The following is a 17,534-nucleotide window of genomic DNA, read 5'->3' on the forward strand; positions in this document are numbered from 1 at the left end:
ATAAATATTATGAAAACAGAAGCCTCATCGAGGGGTGGTGCGTCCACGTACGATATGATCGTTTTTTGTCATTTACGCTGGGATTTCGTTTACCAAAGACCGCAGCATATTCTAAGCCGTCTCTCAAAAGAGTACAAAATTTTAGTAGTTGAAGAACCGGTTCATTTCGAGTCGATGAAAAAATCAACTTTTGAAATTCGCGAGATCAATTCGCAAATCCATGTATGTCAACCGCATGTTTCGGATATGGAAGAGATTGGCCCTTACCTTAAAAAACACTTAAAAAATACCGTTTTCTCCGTTGGCTGGTTTTATTCCGCAGCCTTTGTGTCCGTGCTCGATACTTTGGAATGTGAAACCGTGGTGTATGATTGTATGGATGAGTTGACACTCTTCAAAGGAGCCTCTCAAAAATTGGTTGATCAGGAAAATCTTCTCCTTAGCGCCGCAGATGTGGTGTACACGGGTGGAAAATCCTTATACGAATCAAAAAAATTAAAACATCACAATGTCTTCTGCTTCCCAAGTTCTGTGGATATTGCGCACTTTTCCGGTGCTAAAGATAAAGTCTCCACAATGCCAGAAGATCTCAAAGGAATTTCTACGCCCATCGTTGGCTATTATGGCGTGATCGACGAGCGAATCGATCTTCGGCTGCTCAAAAATGCTGCCGCGAAGTCGCCCAATTATTCTTTTGTGATGATCGGTCCGATTTGTAAAATTGAAGAATCAGATTTGCCAAGGGCGAAAAATATTCATTATCTGGGTATGAAGTCCTACGAAGAGCTGCCGAATTATCTTCAGTATTTTGATGTTGCAATGATGCCTTTTGCTTTAAATGATTCCACGAAATTCATCAGTCCTACAAAAACGCTGGAATATATGGCTGCCGGAAAACCAATAATTTCTACGCGCATTAAGGATGTTGAAAGAGATTACAGCGATTGCGTGATGCTGGTCAACAGTTCTGATGAATTTACGCTGGCTTTAAAATTTCCTATGCAGAATTTTGAAGAGAAATATAAATCCATTCTGGAAAAAACTTCCTGGAATGCGACGGTGGAGAAAATGAATTCAATGATTAAAAAAGTGATTGCCTGATGAAAACTGATATACTTATTATTGGTGCCGGAATTTCCGGTGCTACGCTTGCAGAAAGATATGCCTCAATTGGCAAGAAAGTCGTCATCGTTGAAAAGCGGGACCACATTGCAGGAAACTGTTTCGATCATTATGATCAAAACGGAATCCTCGTCTCGAAATATGGTGCCCATCTTTTTCATACGAACGAAGAGGAAGTGTGGGAATACGTAAACCGTTTTTCCGACTGGTACAAATGGGAACATAAAGTTATCGCACGCGTGGACGACAAAACCGTTCCGATTCCTGTAAACATCACCACTGTAAATACACTTTTTGATGTTAATATCAAGACGGAAGAAGAAATGCAAACGTGGCTGAATGAAAACCGTGTGGCCTTCGATCCCGCGAAAAATGGAGAAGAGGCGGTTCTAAATCGTGTGGGCGAAGTGCTCTACGAAAAAATGTTCAAACATTACACGAAGAAGCAATGGGATAAATATCCAGATGAGTTGCACGCTTCCGTTCTGGAAAGGATTCCGGTTCGCCACAATTACGACGATCGTTATTTTTCCGACAAATATCAGGCTTTGCCCAAAAAAGGTTATACTAAAATTTTCGAAAAAATGTTGGATCATCCCAATATCACGGTGATGTTAAGCACCGATTATTTCGATGTTAAGGATCAGATTTCGGGTTACGAAAAATTATTTTATACAGGACCGATCGACCGTTTTTTCGAATTTAAGAATAAAAATTTAGATAAATTAGAGTACAGATCCATCAATTTTGTAACAGAGCAGGTGGATCAGGAATATTATCAGGAAAATTCTGTGGTCAATTATCCCGGTCAGGAAGTTGATTTTACCAGAATTATTGAATACAAACACTTCGGAAATCAACAGTCCGACAAAACAAGTATTGTTAAAGAATATACAGTAGATGATGGCGAACCGTACTATCCGGTTCCGAACGAGAAAAATCAGGCCATCTACGATCAGTACAAAAAAGAAGCAGATAAGCTGGAAGACGTTTATTTTGTGGGCCGCCTCGCCAATTACAAATATTTCAATATGGACCAGGCTTTCAAAAATGCGCTGGATCTCTTCAAAACTTTGGAACCGGCAAAAGAATTAGCAATATGAGTTCGGCCCAGTTCTTCAAAAGTTATTTCCAGGGCGGCTTCGAATGTGCCGATCAGATTAATCGCGACGGCACCCGTGTTAACTTACTTCAGGAAACGCAGCATGATATCAGGGTGGAAGAAGATTATCAACTTCTGCGGGCCCTGAACATATATACAGCGCGAGAAGGAATCTGTTGGAGCGCCGTCGAAAAAGAACCCGGATTTTTCGACTTTTCCGAAGTGTTAGTTCGTATGAAGGCGGCTGAAAAATATGGCATTCAGGTAATCTGGGATCTAATTCACTTTGGCTATCCGGACGGACTCTTTCCTACGCATCCGCATTTCGTACCGCGTTTCGAGAATTTATGCCGTGCTTTTGCACGTTTTTATGCAGAAAACTCCTCCGAAATTCTATATGTTGTTCCCATCAACGAGATCAGCTTTCTCTCCTGGTTTTCGGGCGAAGCCCGGGGCACCGTTCCGTTTACCATCAATAATGGATGGGACATCAAATATCATTTGTGCAAAGCCGCACTGCAGGGAATAAGAATTTTAAAGCAAGAAATTCCAACCTGCAAAATTGTAATGGTAGAACCGCTGGTGAAAATTCACGATAACGGTGAAGGACCGGAAAGTGTTTTCCGGCGAAATGAATATCAGTTTGAAGCCATGGATATTATTGGCGGCAGAATGTGTCCGGAACTTGGCGGTGACGAGAGTTATCTGGAGATTTTAGGCTTCAACTATTACTGGAATTGCCAATGGAAGGGCGAAGCCGAAACCATTTGGTGGCCGAATACTTCGGGTGAAAGAACACCGCTGAATGAATTACTTGCGGAGGCGTACAAAAGATATGGAAAGCCGATGTTTCTCTCGGAAACCGGACATTTTGGCGAAGGCCGCGTGGAATGGCTGGAAGAAGTAACGCATGAATGTTTGATCGCTCAGGAAAAAGGCGTGGACTTTCACGGTATTTGTATTTACCCCATCATCGATCGTCCCGATTGGGATAATTTGTCCTATTACAGCCATTGTGGAATCTTCGATTTGGACGAGCAGCAAAACCGAATTCCTGTTACCGAATATATTGAGTCTTTGGAAGAGCAACAGCAGTTGGTTACCAACTCAGTAATTTTTTAAAATATACTAAAAAATAAACATCGAAATTATGGAAAAATCTAAACAAATTGTCGGCATCACTTTCAGTTGTTTCGACCTTCTGCATGCAGGACACATTAGAATGCTTGCAGAAGCAAAAACACAGTGCGATTATTTAATCGTTGGATTGCAGACCGATCCCACCATCGACCGTCCCGAAAAGAATAAACCTACGCAAACCATTGTTGAGCGGTACGTTCAGCTGCACGGCTGTAAGTTTGTAGATGAAATTGTACCTTATGCTACCGAAAAAGATCTGGAAGATATCCTGAAACTCTATGAGATCGATGTTCGGATCATTGGCGCCGAATACAAAGACAAACAGTTTACTGGCCGGGATTTCTGCGAAAAGCAGGGGATTTCACTTTATTTTAACGAACGGCGTCACCGGTTTTCCAGTACCAGCCTTCGAAAAGAGGTATATGACCGCGAAAGTTTAAAATTGGAAACAGCGCACCACAGCGTCATTCCCTTAGCAAAAAAAGAGGGTAGATGATAAGTAATTTTTGAACGTAGATTCCTGCAGCTCGATTCCGAAATTTAAAATGATGGCTTAAACTTTTTGTTATGAAAAAATTCTTTTATTATAACAGTCTGTCACTCGTGTTTATATTCCTTTTTTTCTCGGAATGTTGGGTCAAATTATTTTCGGTCTGCAGGAATACAATAAAGATTTGCAGGAATGGGGGGGGAGTGCCGTGGGATATGGCGCTTATTTAAAATCCGGACATTTTTTAGAAGCCACCTTCGAAAACTTGGAAAGTGAGTTTCTGCAAATGGCACTTTTAGTTTGGCTCACTATTTTTTTGCGCCAAAAAGGCTCTTCGGAATCTAAAAAGTGCGATGAGCCCAATGAGGTCGACCGCGAACCTTCGCCTCTGCGTGAAGGCGCGCCCTGGCCCGTACGAAAAGGCGGATTTTATCTGAAATTGTACCAGAATTCGCTTACGTTTACTCTTTTTATTCTTTTCATTCTATCATTTCTCTTACATGTTTATGGAAGTTTAAAGGACGCGAATACCGAAAATCTTCTGCTGGGGAAACCGTTGGAAAAATGGAGTGATTATATTGTAGATTCGAGGTTGTGGTTTGAATCTTTTCAGAATTGGCAAAGTGAATTTCTCTCCATATTTGCCATTATTATTTTATCGATTTATCTGCGCCAAAAAGGTTCTTCCCAGTCAAAACCTGTAGATGCCTCCTATTCGGAAACCGGCGAGTAAAGAAAGTCTGGGAAAAAACAGGATGAATTTTCAAAAAACGTGGATTTTATTTTGAAAATTTATCATCAAAAAAAATTCTGATAAGTAATTGAAATGATTTCAACTAAACCTCACTTTCAACCTGCATTTAGGCTCAGTGATGAGTGAAATATAAAATTGTGGCTTCCAGAAGATGAATTGAATCAAACTCTTATAGTTAATTTTTCTTAATTAAATCAATCTCCTTCTTTAAACTCAAAAACATATCCTTCACCGTCAGCATATCCAAAGTCTCGGTTTCGAATTCTGCAGTGTTGATGCTGCAGGCGTATTCCCAGATTTCTACCAACTCCGAAAGCTTAATGTCATACGGTTTATACAAGGGATTATCCGAACTTACGGTGATGTTTCGGGGCGTTTTCTTTTCGAATCTTTTATAAACAACGCCTTCATTTTGGGTAATGAAAATATAGGTTTTTCCCTTTTTTAGATCATTAACGTTCTCCACATATTTTCCCACGATGAAGGTTCCGTTTTTAAAAGGCGGCATCGAATCTCCACTGGCGGGGAAAGCGCGAAATTTTCCGTTGCGAAGAAAAGGCAGCGAAATCGTCTGAAGTTTTTCAATATACTCGGGATCGCTGTAGCCCTGAAGATAGCCCATTTGGGCTTTTTCCGGGATAATTTCTATTTGATTTTCTCCTTTTTCATCCACCATAATAGGAAGGATCGTCCGGTTGTCGGGCAGCTTCATCATCTTGTCCAGAGAATACTTTCGCACATCCATGCCTACAAGCAGATCGATACTCACGCGGTAATATTTCGAGATGCGGATCAGGAGTTCAATCGGCGGTTCCGTGGCGCCGTCTTCGTATTTGGCGTACCGTCCGCGCGTAATTAAAAGATCGTCGGCGACTTTCTGTTGTGCGTATTTTTGCTGAGCCCGCAGATACCGCATGTTTTCTGATAAAATTGACATTGCTATAAATTATATCAACAAATATACAAAAATTTGATATAAATCGTACTAATTTTGTCCGCATGGAAAGAGCAATTGTGCATATGGATTTGGATACCTTTTTTGTGTCCTGCGAAAGATTACAGGAGTCAAAACTCAACGGAATTCCCGTCATCATCGGCGGTGGCGACCGTGGAGTGGTGGCGTCCTGTTCCTATGAAGCGCGGTATTTTGGCGTGCGTTCTGCCATGCCCATTAAGATGGCTTTAAGATTATGTCCGGAAGCGAAAGTGATTCGTGGCGATTATGAACGGTACTCCAAATTCTCCAAAGAAGTTACCGAAATTATTCAGGAGAAAGTTCCCCTTTTAGAAAAAGCCAGCATCGATGAATTTTATATGGACCTCTCCGGAATGGATAAATTTTTTGGGTGTTACCAATGGACGCGCGAAATTGCCGATGCCGTCACCAAAAATACGGGGTTGCCCATCAGTTTTGCTTTGTCTACGAATAAAACGGTTTCCAAAATTGGGACAGGCGAATCTAAACCTATCGGAAGATTTGAAATTCCGGCTCAAAATATCAAACACTTTCTCAATCCTTTATCCGTGCGGAAAATTCCCATGGTTGGCGACGTGACTTTTCAGTTGCTTTCGCGCGTCGGAATCCGAAATATCAAGACCTTGGCAGAAATGCCCGTCCTGGTTTTGCAGCAAATGATCGGCAAAAATGGCGGCGAACTCTGGAAAAAAGCCAACGGAATTGATCTTACGCCTGTAGTTCCGTACGCCGAAAGAAAATCCTTGTCCACGGAACACACTTTTACGAATGACACCATGGATGTTTTCGAACTCAGAAGACTTATTTCCGGCATGGCAGAATCCTTGGCGTATCAGCTCCGAAAAGAAAAATGGCTTACGTCTACCGTTGTTTTAAAAATCCGTTACGCCAATTTCGATACGGAGACGAAGCAGTGTAAAATTTCTTATACGTCTATCGATCACACTTTAGCCAGAGTTGCCTTGGATCTATTTGAAAAACTTTACACGCGGCGAATGCGGCTGCGTTTGGTAGGTTTGCGCTTCACGAATCTCGTGCACGGAACTTATCAGATGAATTTATTTGAAGACAGCGAAGAACTCATGAATCTTTATCAGGCCATGGACCGCATGAAAAACCGCTTTGGCAAGAATGCTTTGGGGCGGGCATCCGGGTTTGAGTTGGTTTGTTGACTTGTTGACTTGTATGGCATAACCACAAAAGCTTAGTGTTTTTAGAAATTCGAAAGATCACAACAAAGTGCGAGTGTTTTAATTTGTTAAATGTTTTAACCACAAAAGTCCCAAAGTTTAACGTTTTTAGAAATTTAAAAGATCAAAAAGAGAGGCACTTCAATTTCCGTAGGAAATCTTAATGACCTTAACTCCTTAATCGAATCTTAATAATAAAGTTTTCACCGCAAAAGTCCCAAAAGTTTCTATATAACGAAACTTTATTTTATCTTTGAAATGCTACATATTTAGCTAATGGTAAATCGATTCGAAATTATTTTTTTAGAAGAAGCCTTTGAGTTCTTAAAGACGCTCGAAAAAAAGCATTATGAAAAAATACTTTATAATATCCGTAAGTCCCAGATAAATAAGGATCCTGAACTCTTTAAAAAATTAACGAATGATATTTGGGAATTTAGAACGCTTTATCAAGGACTTCAGTATCGGTTTCTGGCATTTTGGGATAAAACTTCCACCATCGAAACACTCATTATTTCAACTCATGGATTTATAAAAAAGACAAGCAAAGTTCCTGAGAATGAAATTAAGAAAGCTACAAACGCAAGAACGAAATATTTTGCAGAACAACAAAACAGTAAAAAATGAAAACATATACTTTAAACCAGGTTCAGGATCAATTGATAGGAGAAATTGGAACCGCGGAACGAGACCGATTTGAGTACGAACTTCAAATGGATTTAATTGGTAAAGCTATAAAAGAAACCCGAAAAGAAAGAAACTTGACGCAGGAAGAATTAGGGAAATTAGTAGGAGTCCAAAAAGCCCAGATTTCCCGATTAGAAAGCAATGCCAGCAATGCAACCATGGATACTTTACTGAAAGTTTTCAGCGCTTTACAAGCAAAAGTTACGCTTCAGGTAGACTTGCCGAACTTAAATATCAGCGTGGGTAAATAGTGGAGTCACGCTGTTTTCAAATATATTTTCAAGTTTAAAAAAAATGCTTCTACGGGCTCAGTATAATCTCTCTACTACTACTAAATACCTGCTGAGTGAAAATCAAAGATTGAACGGAGTCAAACGCTAAAGTTTTTCAACCACAAAAGTCACAAAAGCTTAATGTTTTTAGAAATTCAAAAGATCAAAAAAGAGGTGCACTTCAATTTCCGTAGGAAATCTTAATGACCTTAACTCCTTAATCAAACCTTAATGGTAAAGTTTTTCACCGCAAAAGTCACAATAGTCTGATATTTTTAGAGATTTAAAAGATCGAAAAGTTGTGCGAACTCAATTTCCGAAGGAAATCTTAACGAACTTAATTTCTTCATCTAATCCTTAATGGTAAAATTTTTAAACTATAAAATGTTAATTTATGAATGATACAAAAGACAAACTAAAATTTTCCCTTCTTAAGCGAGCGCTCTTGCGGCCATAACTTCAAACACCAGTTTCTCTAGAATGTTTGCGTCTTTGCGTTAAAATTTACAATTCATCATCCATCAACCATTAACTAACTCATGTTCCTCAATTCCCACACTTATCACAGCCTTCGTTACGGCATTTTATCGGTTGAGGAACTCGTGAAGCAAGCCGCCTATTCCGGTGCCAAAGAACTGGTGTTAACGGACATCAATACGGTGACGGCGGTCTATGATTTTAAAAAAGAGTGTGAAAAATTCGGGATTAAACCCATTGTCGGCGTGGAAATTCGGAAAGAGAATCAACTCCTTTACATCGCCATTGCGAAAGACGAAACGGGCATGGCCGAGATCAACCGTCTGCTTACCAATTATAATTGTTTTGGCGGCGAACTTCCGCAGGTTTCCCCCGGTTTTCAGAAAGTCTTTGTCGTTTATCCTTTGAAAAATATTCCCGAAGCTTTGAAAGAAGATGAATTCATCGGCGTGCGCGCAGAAGAACTGAATCTTTTGATCCGTCCGGAATGGCAGACGTTTTTGGACAAAATGGTTCTGCTGCATCCGGTCACTTTTAAAACAAAAAAAGAGTTTAATCTGCATAAAATTTTACGGGCCATCGATCAGAATACCTTGGTTTCTAAACTTTCGGAAAATGATTTCTGTTCGCCGAAGGAAGTGTTTCAACCCCTGGAAAATATTATAGAAAAATTCAAAAGATATCCGCAGATTATTCAGAACACGCAATATATTTTAGAGCAGTGTTCCTTTAATTTTGATTTTGAAACGCCTAAAAACAAGATCTACTTTACGGAAAATAAAGAAAGTGATGATGCCCTTTTAAGAAAACTCGCTTACAAAGGTTTGGAAAAAAGATATCCGGAAAAAACGCAAATTGTCCTCGACCGCATTGAAAAAGAACTGAAAGTCGTTACCGAAATGAATTTTGCAGGATATTTTCTCATCACTTTAGATATTGTAAGATACAGCAACCGCCGCGGTTTTCTGCATGTCGGGCGTGGAAGCGGCGCCAACAGCATTATTAGTTACTGCCTCGGGATTACAGAAATTTGCCCCATCGAGCTCAATCTTTATTTTGAACGTTTTCTCAACACCAAAAGGAAAAATCCGCCCGATTTCGATATCGACTGGAGCTGGCGCGAACGCGATGAAATTTTAAAATATATTTTCGAGCGGTACGGGAAAGATCATGTAGCTTTTTGCGGTACGAATGTCGAATTTAAATACCGCTCCATTTTTCGCGAGGTTGGGAAAGCCTTTGGTCTGCCCAAAGAAGAACTCGATGTTTTGGCGAAAAATCCCATGGCCACGCACGATGATAATAAAGTAGTAAAACTCGTTCAGAAATACGGAATGTTGCTGGAAAAATTCCCGAACCAGCGCAGCATGCATTCCTGTGGAATTTTAATTTCTCAGGAACCCATCACCAACTATACGGCTTTGGAAATGCCGCCGAAAGGTTTTCCCATAGTCCAGTTTGATATGAATGTGGCAGAAGATATCGGCTTCGAAAAGTTTGATATTCTCTCTCAACGCGGTTTGGGAACCATTAATGATACGCTGAAACTCGTCCAAAAAAATAAAGGTATCGACATCGATATTCACAATACGGCACTTTTCAAAAAAGATAAAAACTGCAATGATTTTTTAAGCATCGGAAAGACGATCGGGTGTTTTTATATCGAAAGCCCCGCCATGCGCGGTTTGCTGCGGCGTCTGAAATGCGAAGATTATCCAACTTTGGTCGCGGCTTCTTCCATTATTCGTCCCGGTGTGGCGAAAAGCGGCATGATGAAGGAATATATTTTCCGGCACAACAATCCCACACAATTTGAATATTTTCATGAGGTTTTTGAAGAACATCTGGGCGAAACCTACGGAATCATGGTCTATCAGGAAGATGTGATTAAAATTGCTTTACATTTCGGCGGCGTTTCTGCAGACGATGGCGATGTTTTAAGAAGAGCCATGAGTGGAAAAAGCCGCTCCATCCAAAAACTTCAGGAAGTACGCGAACATTTTTTTGAATCCTGCGCCAGAAAAGGACATCCCGAGCAGTTGTCACAAGAAGTCTACCGCCAGATCGAATCTTTTGCGGGCTATTCTTTTTGCAAGGCCCATTCCGCGTCGTATGCGGTGGAAAGTTACCAGAGCTTATATTTAAAGGTGTATTATCCCGTTGAATTTATGGTTTCCGCCATTAACAATGGTGGTGGTTTTTACCGCACCGAAGTTTATGTTCACGAATGCCGGATGGCGGGCGGAAAAATCCATAATCCCTGTGTGAACCGGAGTTTATTTGAAACCACCGTTTATGGCGAAGACGTTTTTTTAGGTTTCATGCATATCGAAAAACTCGAAAGCCGGCTCGCTGCTTTTATTCCGGAGGAACGCGAAAACAACGGTGATTATACGTCGGTAGAAAACTTCATCAAGCGCGTGCCAGTCGGTATTGAAACGCTGCAGACCTTGATTTTTGTGGGCGCTTTTCGTTTTACGGGCAAACCCAAAAATGAATTGTTGATTGAAGCGCGGCTGCTCATGATTCACTTCAAACCCGAATACCGGTTGCCCAATTTTTTTGAAACGCCTGTGCAGGATTACCAACTTCCGGAACTCAAAAGAAATCGTTTCGAAGATGCTTTTGATGAAATTGAAATTCTCGGTTTTGCCGTGTCCTGCAGTCCTTTCGATCTGCTGCAGACGAAATACCGCAGCAAAGTGATGGCGAATGATTTGCTTCAATTTCATAAAAAAGAGGTGAAAATGTTGGCCTATTTAATTTCCCGCAAGCACGTGCCCACGAAAAGAGGAACCATGTTTTTCGGTACCTGGATCGATGCGGACGGAAATTTTTTCGACACGGCGCATTTTCCCGATAATTTGCAGAAATATTCCTTTCAGGGCGGCGGCTGTTATCTGTTGCTGGGTTTGGTGGAAGTGGATTTTCATTTCCCCACGATCACAATCTTGAAAATGGCGAAAATGCCTTTCATTCCGGATCCCAGATATGCGGAAGACGACCAGAAAAGTTATGAAATTCACCGAAAAATTAACGAAGATATTAGCATGACATCGCGAAATCCCTATCCACAGGAACACGAGATCGGTTTACCGCGCCATAAAATGGTAATGAATAATAATAAAGTTTAAAGTGGGGAAATCTTTTTTCTTCAAATTTCCATCATTAAAGAGATTACCGTTTTTTAACCTTTGATATTTTTTAAATTTGTTTAAAATTTTGGTGATGAAATCTACAGGCGAAATTTTCAAAAATAACCCGTCCTTACTGCAAGAGCCGGCAGTGACCGAACTTTTGGAATATTGTAAGGAACAAGGACCTGGAAAGAGAGCAGATGGAACATGACCGCTTCGGTTATGAAGCGCGCCGCAATATCGGGAGGCCGTTTCAAGTTTGAAAAACTATAATTTGGGATGCTGCAGAGATGAAAAAATCTGGCTTTAAACCGTCAGTTTATCGCTAAATTTTGAAAAACCTTTTCAGATTCTCCACTCCTTTCAAAATCGTTTCCTCTTTTTTAGCAAAACAAAATCGCACGTAGCCTGTATTTTTTTCGTCGTGATTAAAAGCCGACACGGGAATGGTGGCGACTTTGGCTTCCTCCGTGAGCCAAACGGAAAAATCTTTATCCGAAAGTCCGGACATGTTTTCGAAATTTAAAATCTGAAAATATCCGGCTTCAGCCTTTTCATTCAAAACAAAAGGCAAATCCTTTATTTCGTGGAGGAAAAAGTCTCTTTTCTGCTGCATGATTTTACAGTTTTCCGCGAGGTCGAAAACTTCCAGATATTTTGCCAAGGCATATTGCGCCGGAGAATTCACGCTGAAAGACAAATACTGGTGCACCATTCGGTACGCGTGCGAAAGCTGGGGCGAGGCGACAACGTAGCCAACTTTCCAGCCCGTGACGTGAAACATTTTGCCAAAAGAAAAAATACTGAAACACCGCTCCCGCAATTTTGGATGGTGAAAAGCACTGTAAAATTCGCGGTCATCGTACATCAAAACATCGTAAACTTCATCGGAAATAATAATGATCCCCGTGTTTTCAACAAGATCGGAAAGTTGGTCCCAATCTTCTTTTTTCCAGACTTTTCCGGAGGGATTGTGCGGCGAATTAACGATGATGGCTTTCGTTTTGTCTGTGAGCGCCTTTTTTAGAGCCTCAAAATTCACTTCAAAATCAGCATTAAGACTGACGAAAACGGGTTTTCCGCCGTTCATTTCGATGGCGGGAACATAACAGTCGTAATTCGGTTCGAGCACGATAACTTCGTCGCCAAAAGTAATGACAGAAGCTAAAGCGGTAAAAATCCCATAGGTTGCACCCGGCGAAATGGTGATGTTTTCTTTCGTCACCGAAATGGGCGTTTTTCTTTGCTGATTGAATTCCATTAAATTCTCAATCAGCAGCGGATTGCCAGCCAAAGGGGCGTATTGGTTAAAGTTTTTCTCCGTTCCTTCACAAAGAAGTTTTTTCAGACGCTCATCAATTTCATAATCCGGAAAACCCTGCGAAAGATTAACCGCCTCGTTCTTCAGCGCAAGTGCCGTCATCTCGGAAAAAATGGTGTTCTCGGAACCGGTGTGCTTTTTGGGAAGGAACATATTTTACTTTTTATCAAAAATACTTAAAAAACCCGTGGAGCCATCCTAAAATTAAAACTTATCTTTAGCCTTCAAAAATTGATAAAAAGCATGAAAAATTTAAAATGTCTCCTTCCGGTTATCGCTGTCACGCTCCTGAACAGTTGTGCCGCCAACCTTTCTTATTCGGGCTCGCCCTTTAAAAAATCTTACGAATCGATCACGCCAGATGAATTGAAAACGCATTTGTATGTTGTCGCTTCGGATGAAATGGAAGGCAGAGATACGGGAAGTGAGGGCCAGAAAAAAGCCGGCCGGTATTTGATCGAGCAGTATGAGAAAATGGGAGTTTCGCATCCAAAATCGATGACTTCTTATTACCAGATCGTGCCGAAAGAAGCCTTGATGGGAAGACGTGGAAATTTACCCGAATCCGAAAACATTTTAGCCTTCATCGAAGGAAGCGAAAAGCCGGATGAAGTCATCGTGGTTTCGGCGCATTACGATCACGTGGGCATGAAAGACGGCAAAATTTATAATGGTGCCGATGACGACGGCAGTGGAACGGTGGCGTTACTGGAAATCGCAGAGGCGTTTCAAATGGCAAAAAAGTCCGGAAACGGACCGAAACGTTCCATCTTATTTTTACATGTTACAGGCGAGGAGCACGGACTTTTAGGTTCCAAATATTATGCGGATCATCCGATCTTCCCGATGGCCAACACAGTTGCAGATTTAAATATCGATATGATCGGGCGATGCGATCCCGCAAATTGTGGGAAGGATTATGTGTATGTGATTGGATCGGAAATGCTGAGCACGGATTTAAAGAAAATAAGTGTCGTGGCGAACGAAGCCACGACGAAGCTCGAACTCAACTATAAATACGACGATCCAAAGGACACGGAAAGATTGTACTACCGTTCGGATCATTACAATTTTGCAAAAAACGGCGTGCCCGTTATTTTTTATTTTGATGGCATCCACGCAGATTACCACAAACCTACGGACGAAGCCGATAAGATTGATTATAATGCTTTGCAGAAACGTACGCAGCTGGTTTTTGCCACCGCCTGGGAATTAGCAAACAGAAAAGATCGGATTGTGGTCGATAAAAAATAAGATATCGGGTAAAAGAGCCGAGCTAAATTTAAAAAGAGCCGGGTAAAAAGCATAAAAACATGTTTCTTTCGCTTTTTACGCGGCTTTTTCTTTAGGTAGCTTCACCGGGAATCGAACCCGGATCTAAAGTTTAGGAAACTTTTGTTCTATCCGTTGAACTATGAAGCCGATGGTGTTTCAAATTTAATATTTTTTGATAAAACATCGGCGGCGCAAAAAAGAATCCGCTCTTTAGAAGCGGATTCAGTAGATAGAAAGATCTCATTTTTTTAGTTAGACACCAGGAAAAAAGCACAGCCGACGGTGCTGTGCTTAAATTTTATACTAAATTTAAAAGTAATCTTTGGATTTGCAGAAAAGAAAATGGTCTTCATTCAGTTTCTATTTCGTAGTAAATGTAATAATTATTTTAATGCGAAATGTGAATTTAATGTTAAAATTAACACCTTACTAACAACGATTTGTGGATAAGTCCGCCAAATTCAGATACTTACTCCAGTTTTTCTTTCAGATACCTCGCTGTATGTGATTTTTTATTTTTTATAAGGTCCTCTGGTGTTCCCGCAAAAACGATTTCGCCGCCGTGTTTTCCGGCATCGGGTCCGATATCGATAATATAATCCGCGGTTTTAATAATGTCGGGCTGGTGCTCGATAACGACCACCGAATGTCCCAATTCAATCAAGGCCTGTAAGGATTTCAACAATTTGTTAATATCGTGGAAATGCAGACCGGTCGAAGGTTCATCAAAAATAAACAGAGATTTATCTGTAGTTGCGCCCTTCACTAAAAACGACGCCAGCTTAACGCGCTGCGCCTCGCCGCCGGAAAGGGTAGAAGAGCTTTGGCCCAACTGAAGGTAACCCAAACCAACTTCCTGCAGCGGTTTCAGCTTCGTTACAATTTTATCCTGATTGTTTTCTTTAAAAAAATCCAAAGCCTCATCAACCGTCATGTGAAGGATGTCCGAAATATTTTTTTCGTCGAATCTTATCTCGAGAATTTCGTCCTTAAAACGCGTACCGTGACAGGTTTCGCATTCCAGTTCGATATCCGCCATAAACTGCATGGATACGGTAATCACGCCTTCACCTTTGCACTCGTCACATCTGCCGCCGTCCACATTAAAGGAAAAATGTTTTGGTTTTAAATTCTGAACTTTCGCTAATTTTTGTTTTGAAAAAAGATCGCGGATATCGTCATACGCTTTCAGATACGTCACGGGATTGGAGCGCGATGATTTTCCGATAGGATTTTGATCGATGAGTTCAATATTTTTAATGAGCTTTTTTGGAAACTCTACAGAATCGTAATCGCCTTTTTTTCCGCCCATTCCGAGTTGAATCTGAATGTCGTTCGTCAGAATTTCTTTCATCAAAGTCGATTTTCCACTGCCCGAAACGCCAGAAATAACGACAAGACATTCCAACGGAATATCCACATCGATATTCTGCAGGTTATTTTGGCGTGCGCCTTTAATGTGAATCCATTCTTTCGGCTTTCGTCGAGTTGTGGGAATTTTAATTTCCAGTTTTCCCGTTAAATATTGCGCAGTTAAAGAATCTGATTCCTTCAATTCCTTAAAATGCCCCGCAAAAACCAGTTCACCACCTAAATATCCGGCTTCCGGTCCGATATCGATGATGTAATCTGCGGCCCGCATTACGTCTTCATCGTGTTCAACAACAATAACCGTGTTGCCGAGATCGCGCAGATTTTTTAAAACTTCGATTAAATTTTCCGTGTCTTTGGAGTGGAGACCGATCGAAGGTTCGTCCAAAATATAAATGGAACCTACCAACGAACTTCCTAAACTTGTTGCCAGATTGATTCTTTGACTTTCGCCGCCCGATAGCGTGTTTGAAGTTCGGTTGATGGTTAAATATCCTAATCCGACTTTGTCTAAAAATTCCAAGCGTGTGGTGATCTCGTAGAGCAAACGTTTTGCGATTTCTGCGTCGTGTTGGTTGAGCTTCAAGGATTTCATTAACGGTAAAAATTCATCCAGCGGCAGTTCGATCATAGACTGAATGTTGTGTCCGTCGATTTTTACCCATTTTGTTTCTTCGCGCAGCCGCAGTCCTTCACACGTTGGGCACAAGGTTTTTCCGCGGTATCTGGAAAGCATTACGCGATACTGAATTTTGTATAAATTCCCCTCCAGCATTTTGAAGAAATTATTGATCGACGGAAAACTTTTGGCTCCGTCGCCTTTCCATAAATAATTTTTCTGCTCTTTCGTCAGCTGAAAGTAAGGTTTATGAATAGGGAAATCTTTATTTTTTTTGATGAAATCTTTCTTCCATTCGCTCATACTTTCGCCGCGCCAACTTGCCACAGCATCTTCGAAAACGGAAAGATTTTTATTTGGGATCACCAGATCTTCATCGATGCCGATGACTTTTCCGTAGCCTTCGCACTCCGGGCAGGCGCCGTACGGATTATTAAAACTGAAGAAATGAACATTTGGTTCCATAAATTCGATGCCGTCGAGCTCAAATTTATTCGAGAATTCACGCACTGTTCCGGTTTCGGTATTTTTTAAAGAGCAATAACCGTGACCTTCGTAAAAAGCCATCTGGATGGAATCTGCCAGCCTTTGCAGAAAACTTTCATCTTCTTCGTACCGAAAACGGTCAATCACCAAATGGATGACCATTCCTTTTTCAGGCACGAAACCGAAACTCTCCAAATCTTCGATGCCTGCTACATTTTCGTTGACTTCGAGCCTTGTAAATCCGGAGACTTTCAATGTTTTTAAAAGTTCTGAAAACTGGGAAGTTTCAAAATTTAAAGGACTTCTCAAAAGAAAAGTCTGGTTTTCGTTTTCCTGGATGAAATTGATGACGTCGGTGACGGAATCTTTTTTTACTTCCTGTCCCGAAACGGGCGAATAGGTGCGGCCGACCCGCGCAAAGAAAAGTTTAAGATAATCGTAAACTTCCGTAGAAGTCCCCACGGTAGAACGCGGATTAGAGGAAATCACTTTTTGCTGAATTGCGATCGACGGGGCTAAACCTTTGATGTCGTCGACTTTCGGTTTCTCCAGTTTCCCCAAAAACTGCCGCGCGTACGAACTCAAACTTTCTACATAACGCCTTTGTCCTTCCGCGTAAATGGTATCGAACGCCAGGGAAGATTTTCCACTGCCCGAAACGCCGGTGATGACGATGAGTTTGTTCTTCGGCAAAAGAACATCAATGTGCTTCAGGTTATTGAGATGCGCGTTTTTTACGAAAAGTTGTTTCTTAATATCGATATCGGTAGGTGCAGTCATGGGTAAGATTGAGACGAACAAAAATACGGATTTTTTTAACGAAAATTTTTATAACTATTCACAATAAAATTTGCTTTGTATTGATTTTTTTCCAATATTTGTACTAACAAATAAGTAATAATATCATGAAAAAACTATTCAATGATTTAATTACACATTTGATGAGAAAAAGATAAGTTTTCTGAATTCTGAAAATTTTAAAAATGCGGTTCGAAAGAGCTGCATTTTTTGTTTTTCCATATTAAAATTTTCCAGAAAAAAGTCTTTTTTTATTGGTGATTTCTGAAATATATTTGCCGCTTCTTTTTAAAAAAAACTACGTATCCATCGGGATT

13 protein-coding genes and 1 tRNA gene are annotated in these 17,534 nt (G+C 40.8%); 10 read left to right on the forward strand and 4 right to left on the reverse strand.

Annotated features, from left to right (window positions below):
- Positions 1 to 9 precede the first annotated feature (9 nt).
- The 5 genes from L0B70_RS11110 (at position 10) to L0B70_RS11130 (ending at position 4,587) form a co-directional block, all read left to right on the forward strand.
- Positions 10 to 1,101, forward strand: a complete 1,092-nt coding sequence (locus tag L0B70_RS11110) for a glycosyltransferase (protein ID WP_235141844.1) — start codon at positions 10 to 12, stop codon at positions 1,099 to 1,101.
- On the forward strand, positions 1,101 to 2,225 hold the full coding sequence (gene glf, locus L0B70_RS11115; protein ID WP_235141845.1) for a UDP-galactopyranose mutase: 1,125 nt from the start codon (positions 1,101 to 1,103) through the stop codon (positions 2,223 to 2,225). Before L0B70_RS11110 ends, glf begins: the two co-directional genes overlap by 1 nt.
- Positions 2,222 to 3,346, forward strand: coding sequence for a hypothetical protein (locus L0B70_RS11120; protein WP_235141846.1), 1,125 nt, complete (start codon positions 2,222 to 2,224; stop codon positions 3,344 to 3,346). The genes glf and L0B70_RS11120 overlap by 4 nt, the downstream gene beginning before the upstream one ends.
- A gap of 28 nt (positions 3,347 to 3,374) precedes the next feature.
- A complete protein-coding gene (locus L0B70_RS11125; protein ID WP_235141847.1) occupies positions 3,375 to 3,860 on the forward strand; it encodes an adenylyltransferase/cytidyltransferase family protein in 486 nt (161 codons plus the stop codon).
- A 133-nt stretch (positions 3,861 to 3,993) separates the two neighbouring features.
- The gene (locus tag L0B70_RS11130; protein WP_235141848.1) at positions 3,994 to 4,587 is read left to right on the forward strand and encodes a DUF6766 family protein; all 594 of its coding nucleotides are present in this window, start codon (positions 3,994 to 3,996) and stop codon (positions 4,585 to 4,587) included.
- 196 nt (positions 4,588 to 4,783) lie between these two features.
- On the opposite strand, the gene L0B70_RS11135 is transcribed toward L0B70_RS11130, so the two are convergent.
- Positions 4,784 to 5,545 carry a helix-turn-helix domain-containing protein gene (locus tag L0B70_RS11135; protein WP_235141849.1) on the reverse strand — a complete coding sequence of 254 codons (762 nt, stop codon included), beginning with the start codon at positions 5,543 to 5,545 and terminating at the stop codon, positions 4,784 to 4,786.
- A 62-nt stretch (positions 5,546 to 5,607) separates the two neighbouring features.
- On the opposite strand from L0B70_RS11135, the gene dinB reads away from it, so the two are divergent.
- The 4 genes from dinB (at position 5,608) to L0B70_RS11155 (ending at position 11,344) form a co-directional block, all read left to right on the forward strand.
- Positions 5,608 to 6,756, forward strand: coding sequence for a DNA polymerase IV (gene dinB / locus L0B70_RS11140; protein ID WP_235141850.1), 1,149 nt, complete (start codon positions 5,608 to 5,610; stop codon positions 6,754 to 6,756).
- 294 nt (positions 6,757 to 7,050) lie between these two features.
- Positions 7,051 to 7,401 (forward strand): type II toxin-antitoxin system RelE/ParE family toxin, encoded by a 351-nt coding sequence (locus L0B70_RS11145; RefSeq protein ID WP_235141851.1) that lies wholly within the window; start codon positions 7,051 to 7,053, stop codon positions 7,399 to 7,401.
- Positions 7,398 to 7,712, forward strand: coding sequence for a helix-turn-helix domain-containing protein (locus L0B70_RS11150; protein WP_235141852.1), 315 nt, complete (start codon positions 7,398 to 7,400; stop codon positions 7,710 to 7,712). Before L0B70_RS11145 ends, L0B70_RS11150 begins: the two co-directional genes overlap by 4 nt.
- 560 nt (positions 7,713 to 8,272) lie before the next feature.
- Complete coding sequence (locus L0B70_RS11155; protein WP_235141853.1) at positions 8,273 to 11,344, forward strand: DNA polymerase III subunit alpha; 3,072 nt, start codon at positions 8,273 to 8,275, stop codon at positions 11,342 to 11,344.
- Positions 11,345 to 11,672: 328 nt separating this feature from the next.
- On the opposite strand, the gene L0B70_RS11160 is transcribed toward L0B70_RS11155, so the two are convergent.
- Complete coding sequence (locus L0B70_RS11160; RefSeq protein ID WP_235141854.1) at positions 11,673 to 12,821, reverse strand: methionine aminotransferase; 1,149 nt, start codon at positions 12,819 to 12,821, stop codon at positions 11,673 to 11,675.
- A gap of 90 nt (positions 12,822 to 12,911) precedes the next feature.
- Here L0B70_RS11160 and L0B70_RS11165 point away from each other — a divergent pair, with 90 nt between their 5' ends.
- Positions 12,912 to 13,922 (forward strand): M28 family metallopeptidase, encoded by a 1,011-nt coding sequence (locus L0B70_RS11165; RefSeq protein ID WP_235141855.1) that lies wholly within the window; start codon positions 12,912 to 12,914, stop codon positions 13,920 to 13,922.
- A gap of 96 nt (positions 13,923 to 14,018) precedes the next feature.
- Here L0B70_RS11165 and L0B70_RS11170 read toward each other — a convergent pair.
- Positions 14,019 to 14,090: transfer RNA gene (locus tag L0B70_RS11170), tRNA-Arg, on the reverse strand.
- A gap of 322 nt (positions 14,091 to 14,412) precedes the next feature.
- Complete coding sequence (gene uvrA / locus L0B70_RS11175) at positions 14,413 to 17,199, reverse strand: excinuclease ABC subunit UvrA (RefSeq protein WP_235141856.1); 2,787 nt, start codon at positions 17,197 to 17,199, stop codon at positions 14,413 to 14,415.
- Positions 17,200 to 17,534: the final 335 nt, after the last annotated feature.

This window comes from Kaistella sp. 97-N-M2 (genome assembly GCF_021513235.1).
Lineage (GTDB): Bacteria > Bacteroidota > Bacteroidia > Flavobacteriales > Weeksellaceae > Kaistella.

Excerpts from the sequence above, each read along its gene's own strand:
- L0B70_RS11155 (WP_235141853.1), top strand. The coding sequence starts at position 8,273 with ATGTTCCTCAATTCCCACACTTATCACAGCCTTCGTTACGGCATTTTA.
- L0B70_RS11130 (WP_235141848.1), top strand. The coding sequence starts at position 3,994 with ATGTTGGGTCAAATTATTTTCGGTCTGCAGGAATACAATAAAGATTTG.
- L0B70_RS11160 (WP_235141854.1), bottom strand. The coding sequence starts at position 12,821 with ATGTTCCTTCCCAAAAAGCACACCGGTTCCGAGAACACCATTTTTTCC.
- dinB (WP_235141850.1), top strand. The coding sequence starts at position 5,608 with ATGGAAAGAGCAATTGTGCATATGGATTTGGATACCTTTTTTGTGTCC.
- L0B70_RS11110 (WP_235141844.1), top strand. The coding sequence starts at position 10 with ATGAAAACAGAAGCCTCATCGAGGGGTGGTGCGTCCACGTACGATATG.
- L0B70_RS11125 (WP_235141847.1), top strand. The coding sequence starts at position 3,375 with ATGGAAAAATCTAAACAAATTGTCGGCATCACTTTCAGTTGTTTCGAC.
- L0B70_RS11145 (WP_235141851.1), top strand. The coding sequence starts at position 7,051 with ATGGTAAATCGATTCGAAATTATTTTTTTAGAAGAAGCCTTTGAGTTC.
- L0B70_RS11165 (WP_235141855.1), top strand. The coding sequence starts at position 12,912 with ATGAAAAATTTAAAATGTCTCCTTCCGGTTATCGCTGTCACGCTCCTG.
- glf (WP_235141845.1), top strand. The coding sequence starts at position 1,101 with ATGAAAACTGATATACTTATTATTGGTGCCGGAATTTCCGGTGCTACG.
- L0B70_RS11150 (WP_235141852.1), top strand. The coding sequence starts at position 7,398 with ATGAAAACATATACTTTAAACCAGGTTCAGGATCAATTGATAGGAGAA.
- uvrA (WP_235141856.1), bottom strand. The coding sequence starts at position 17,199 with ATGACTGCACCTACCGATATCGATATTAAGAAACAACTTTTCGTAAAA.
- L0B70_RS11135 (WP_235141849.1), bottom strand. The coding sequence starts at position 5,545 with ATGTCAATTTTATCAGAAAACATGCGGTATCTGCGGGCTCAGCAAAAA.
- L0B70_RS11120 (WP_235141846.1), top strand. The coding sequence starts at position 2,222 with ATGAGTTCGGCCCAGTTCTTCAAAAGTTATTTCCAGGGCGGCTTCGAA.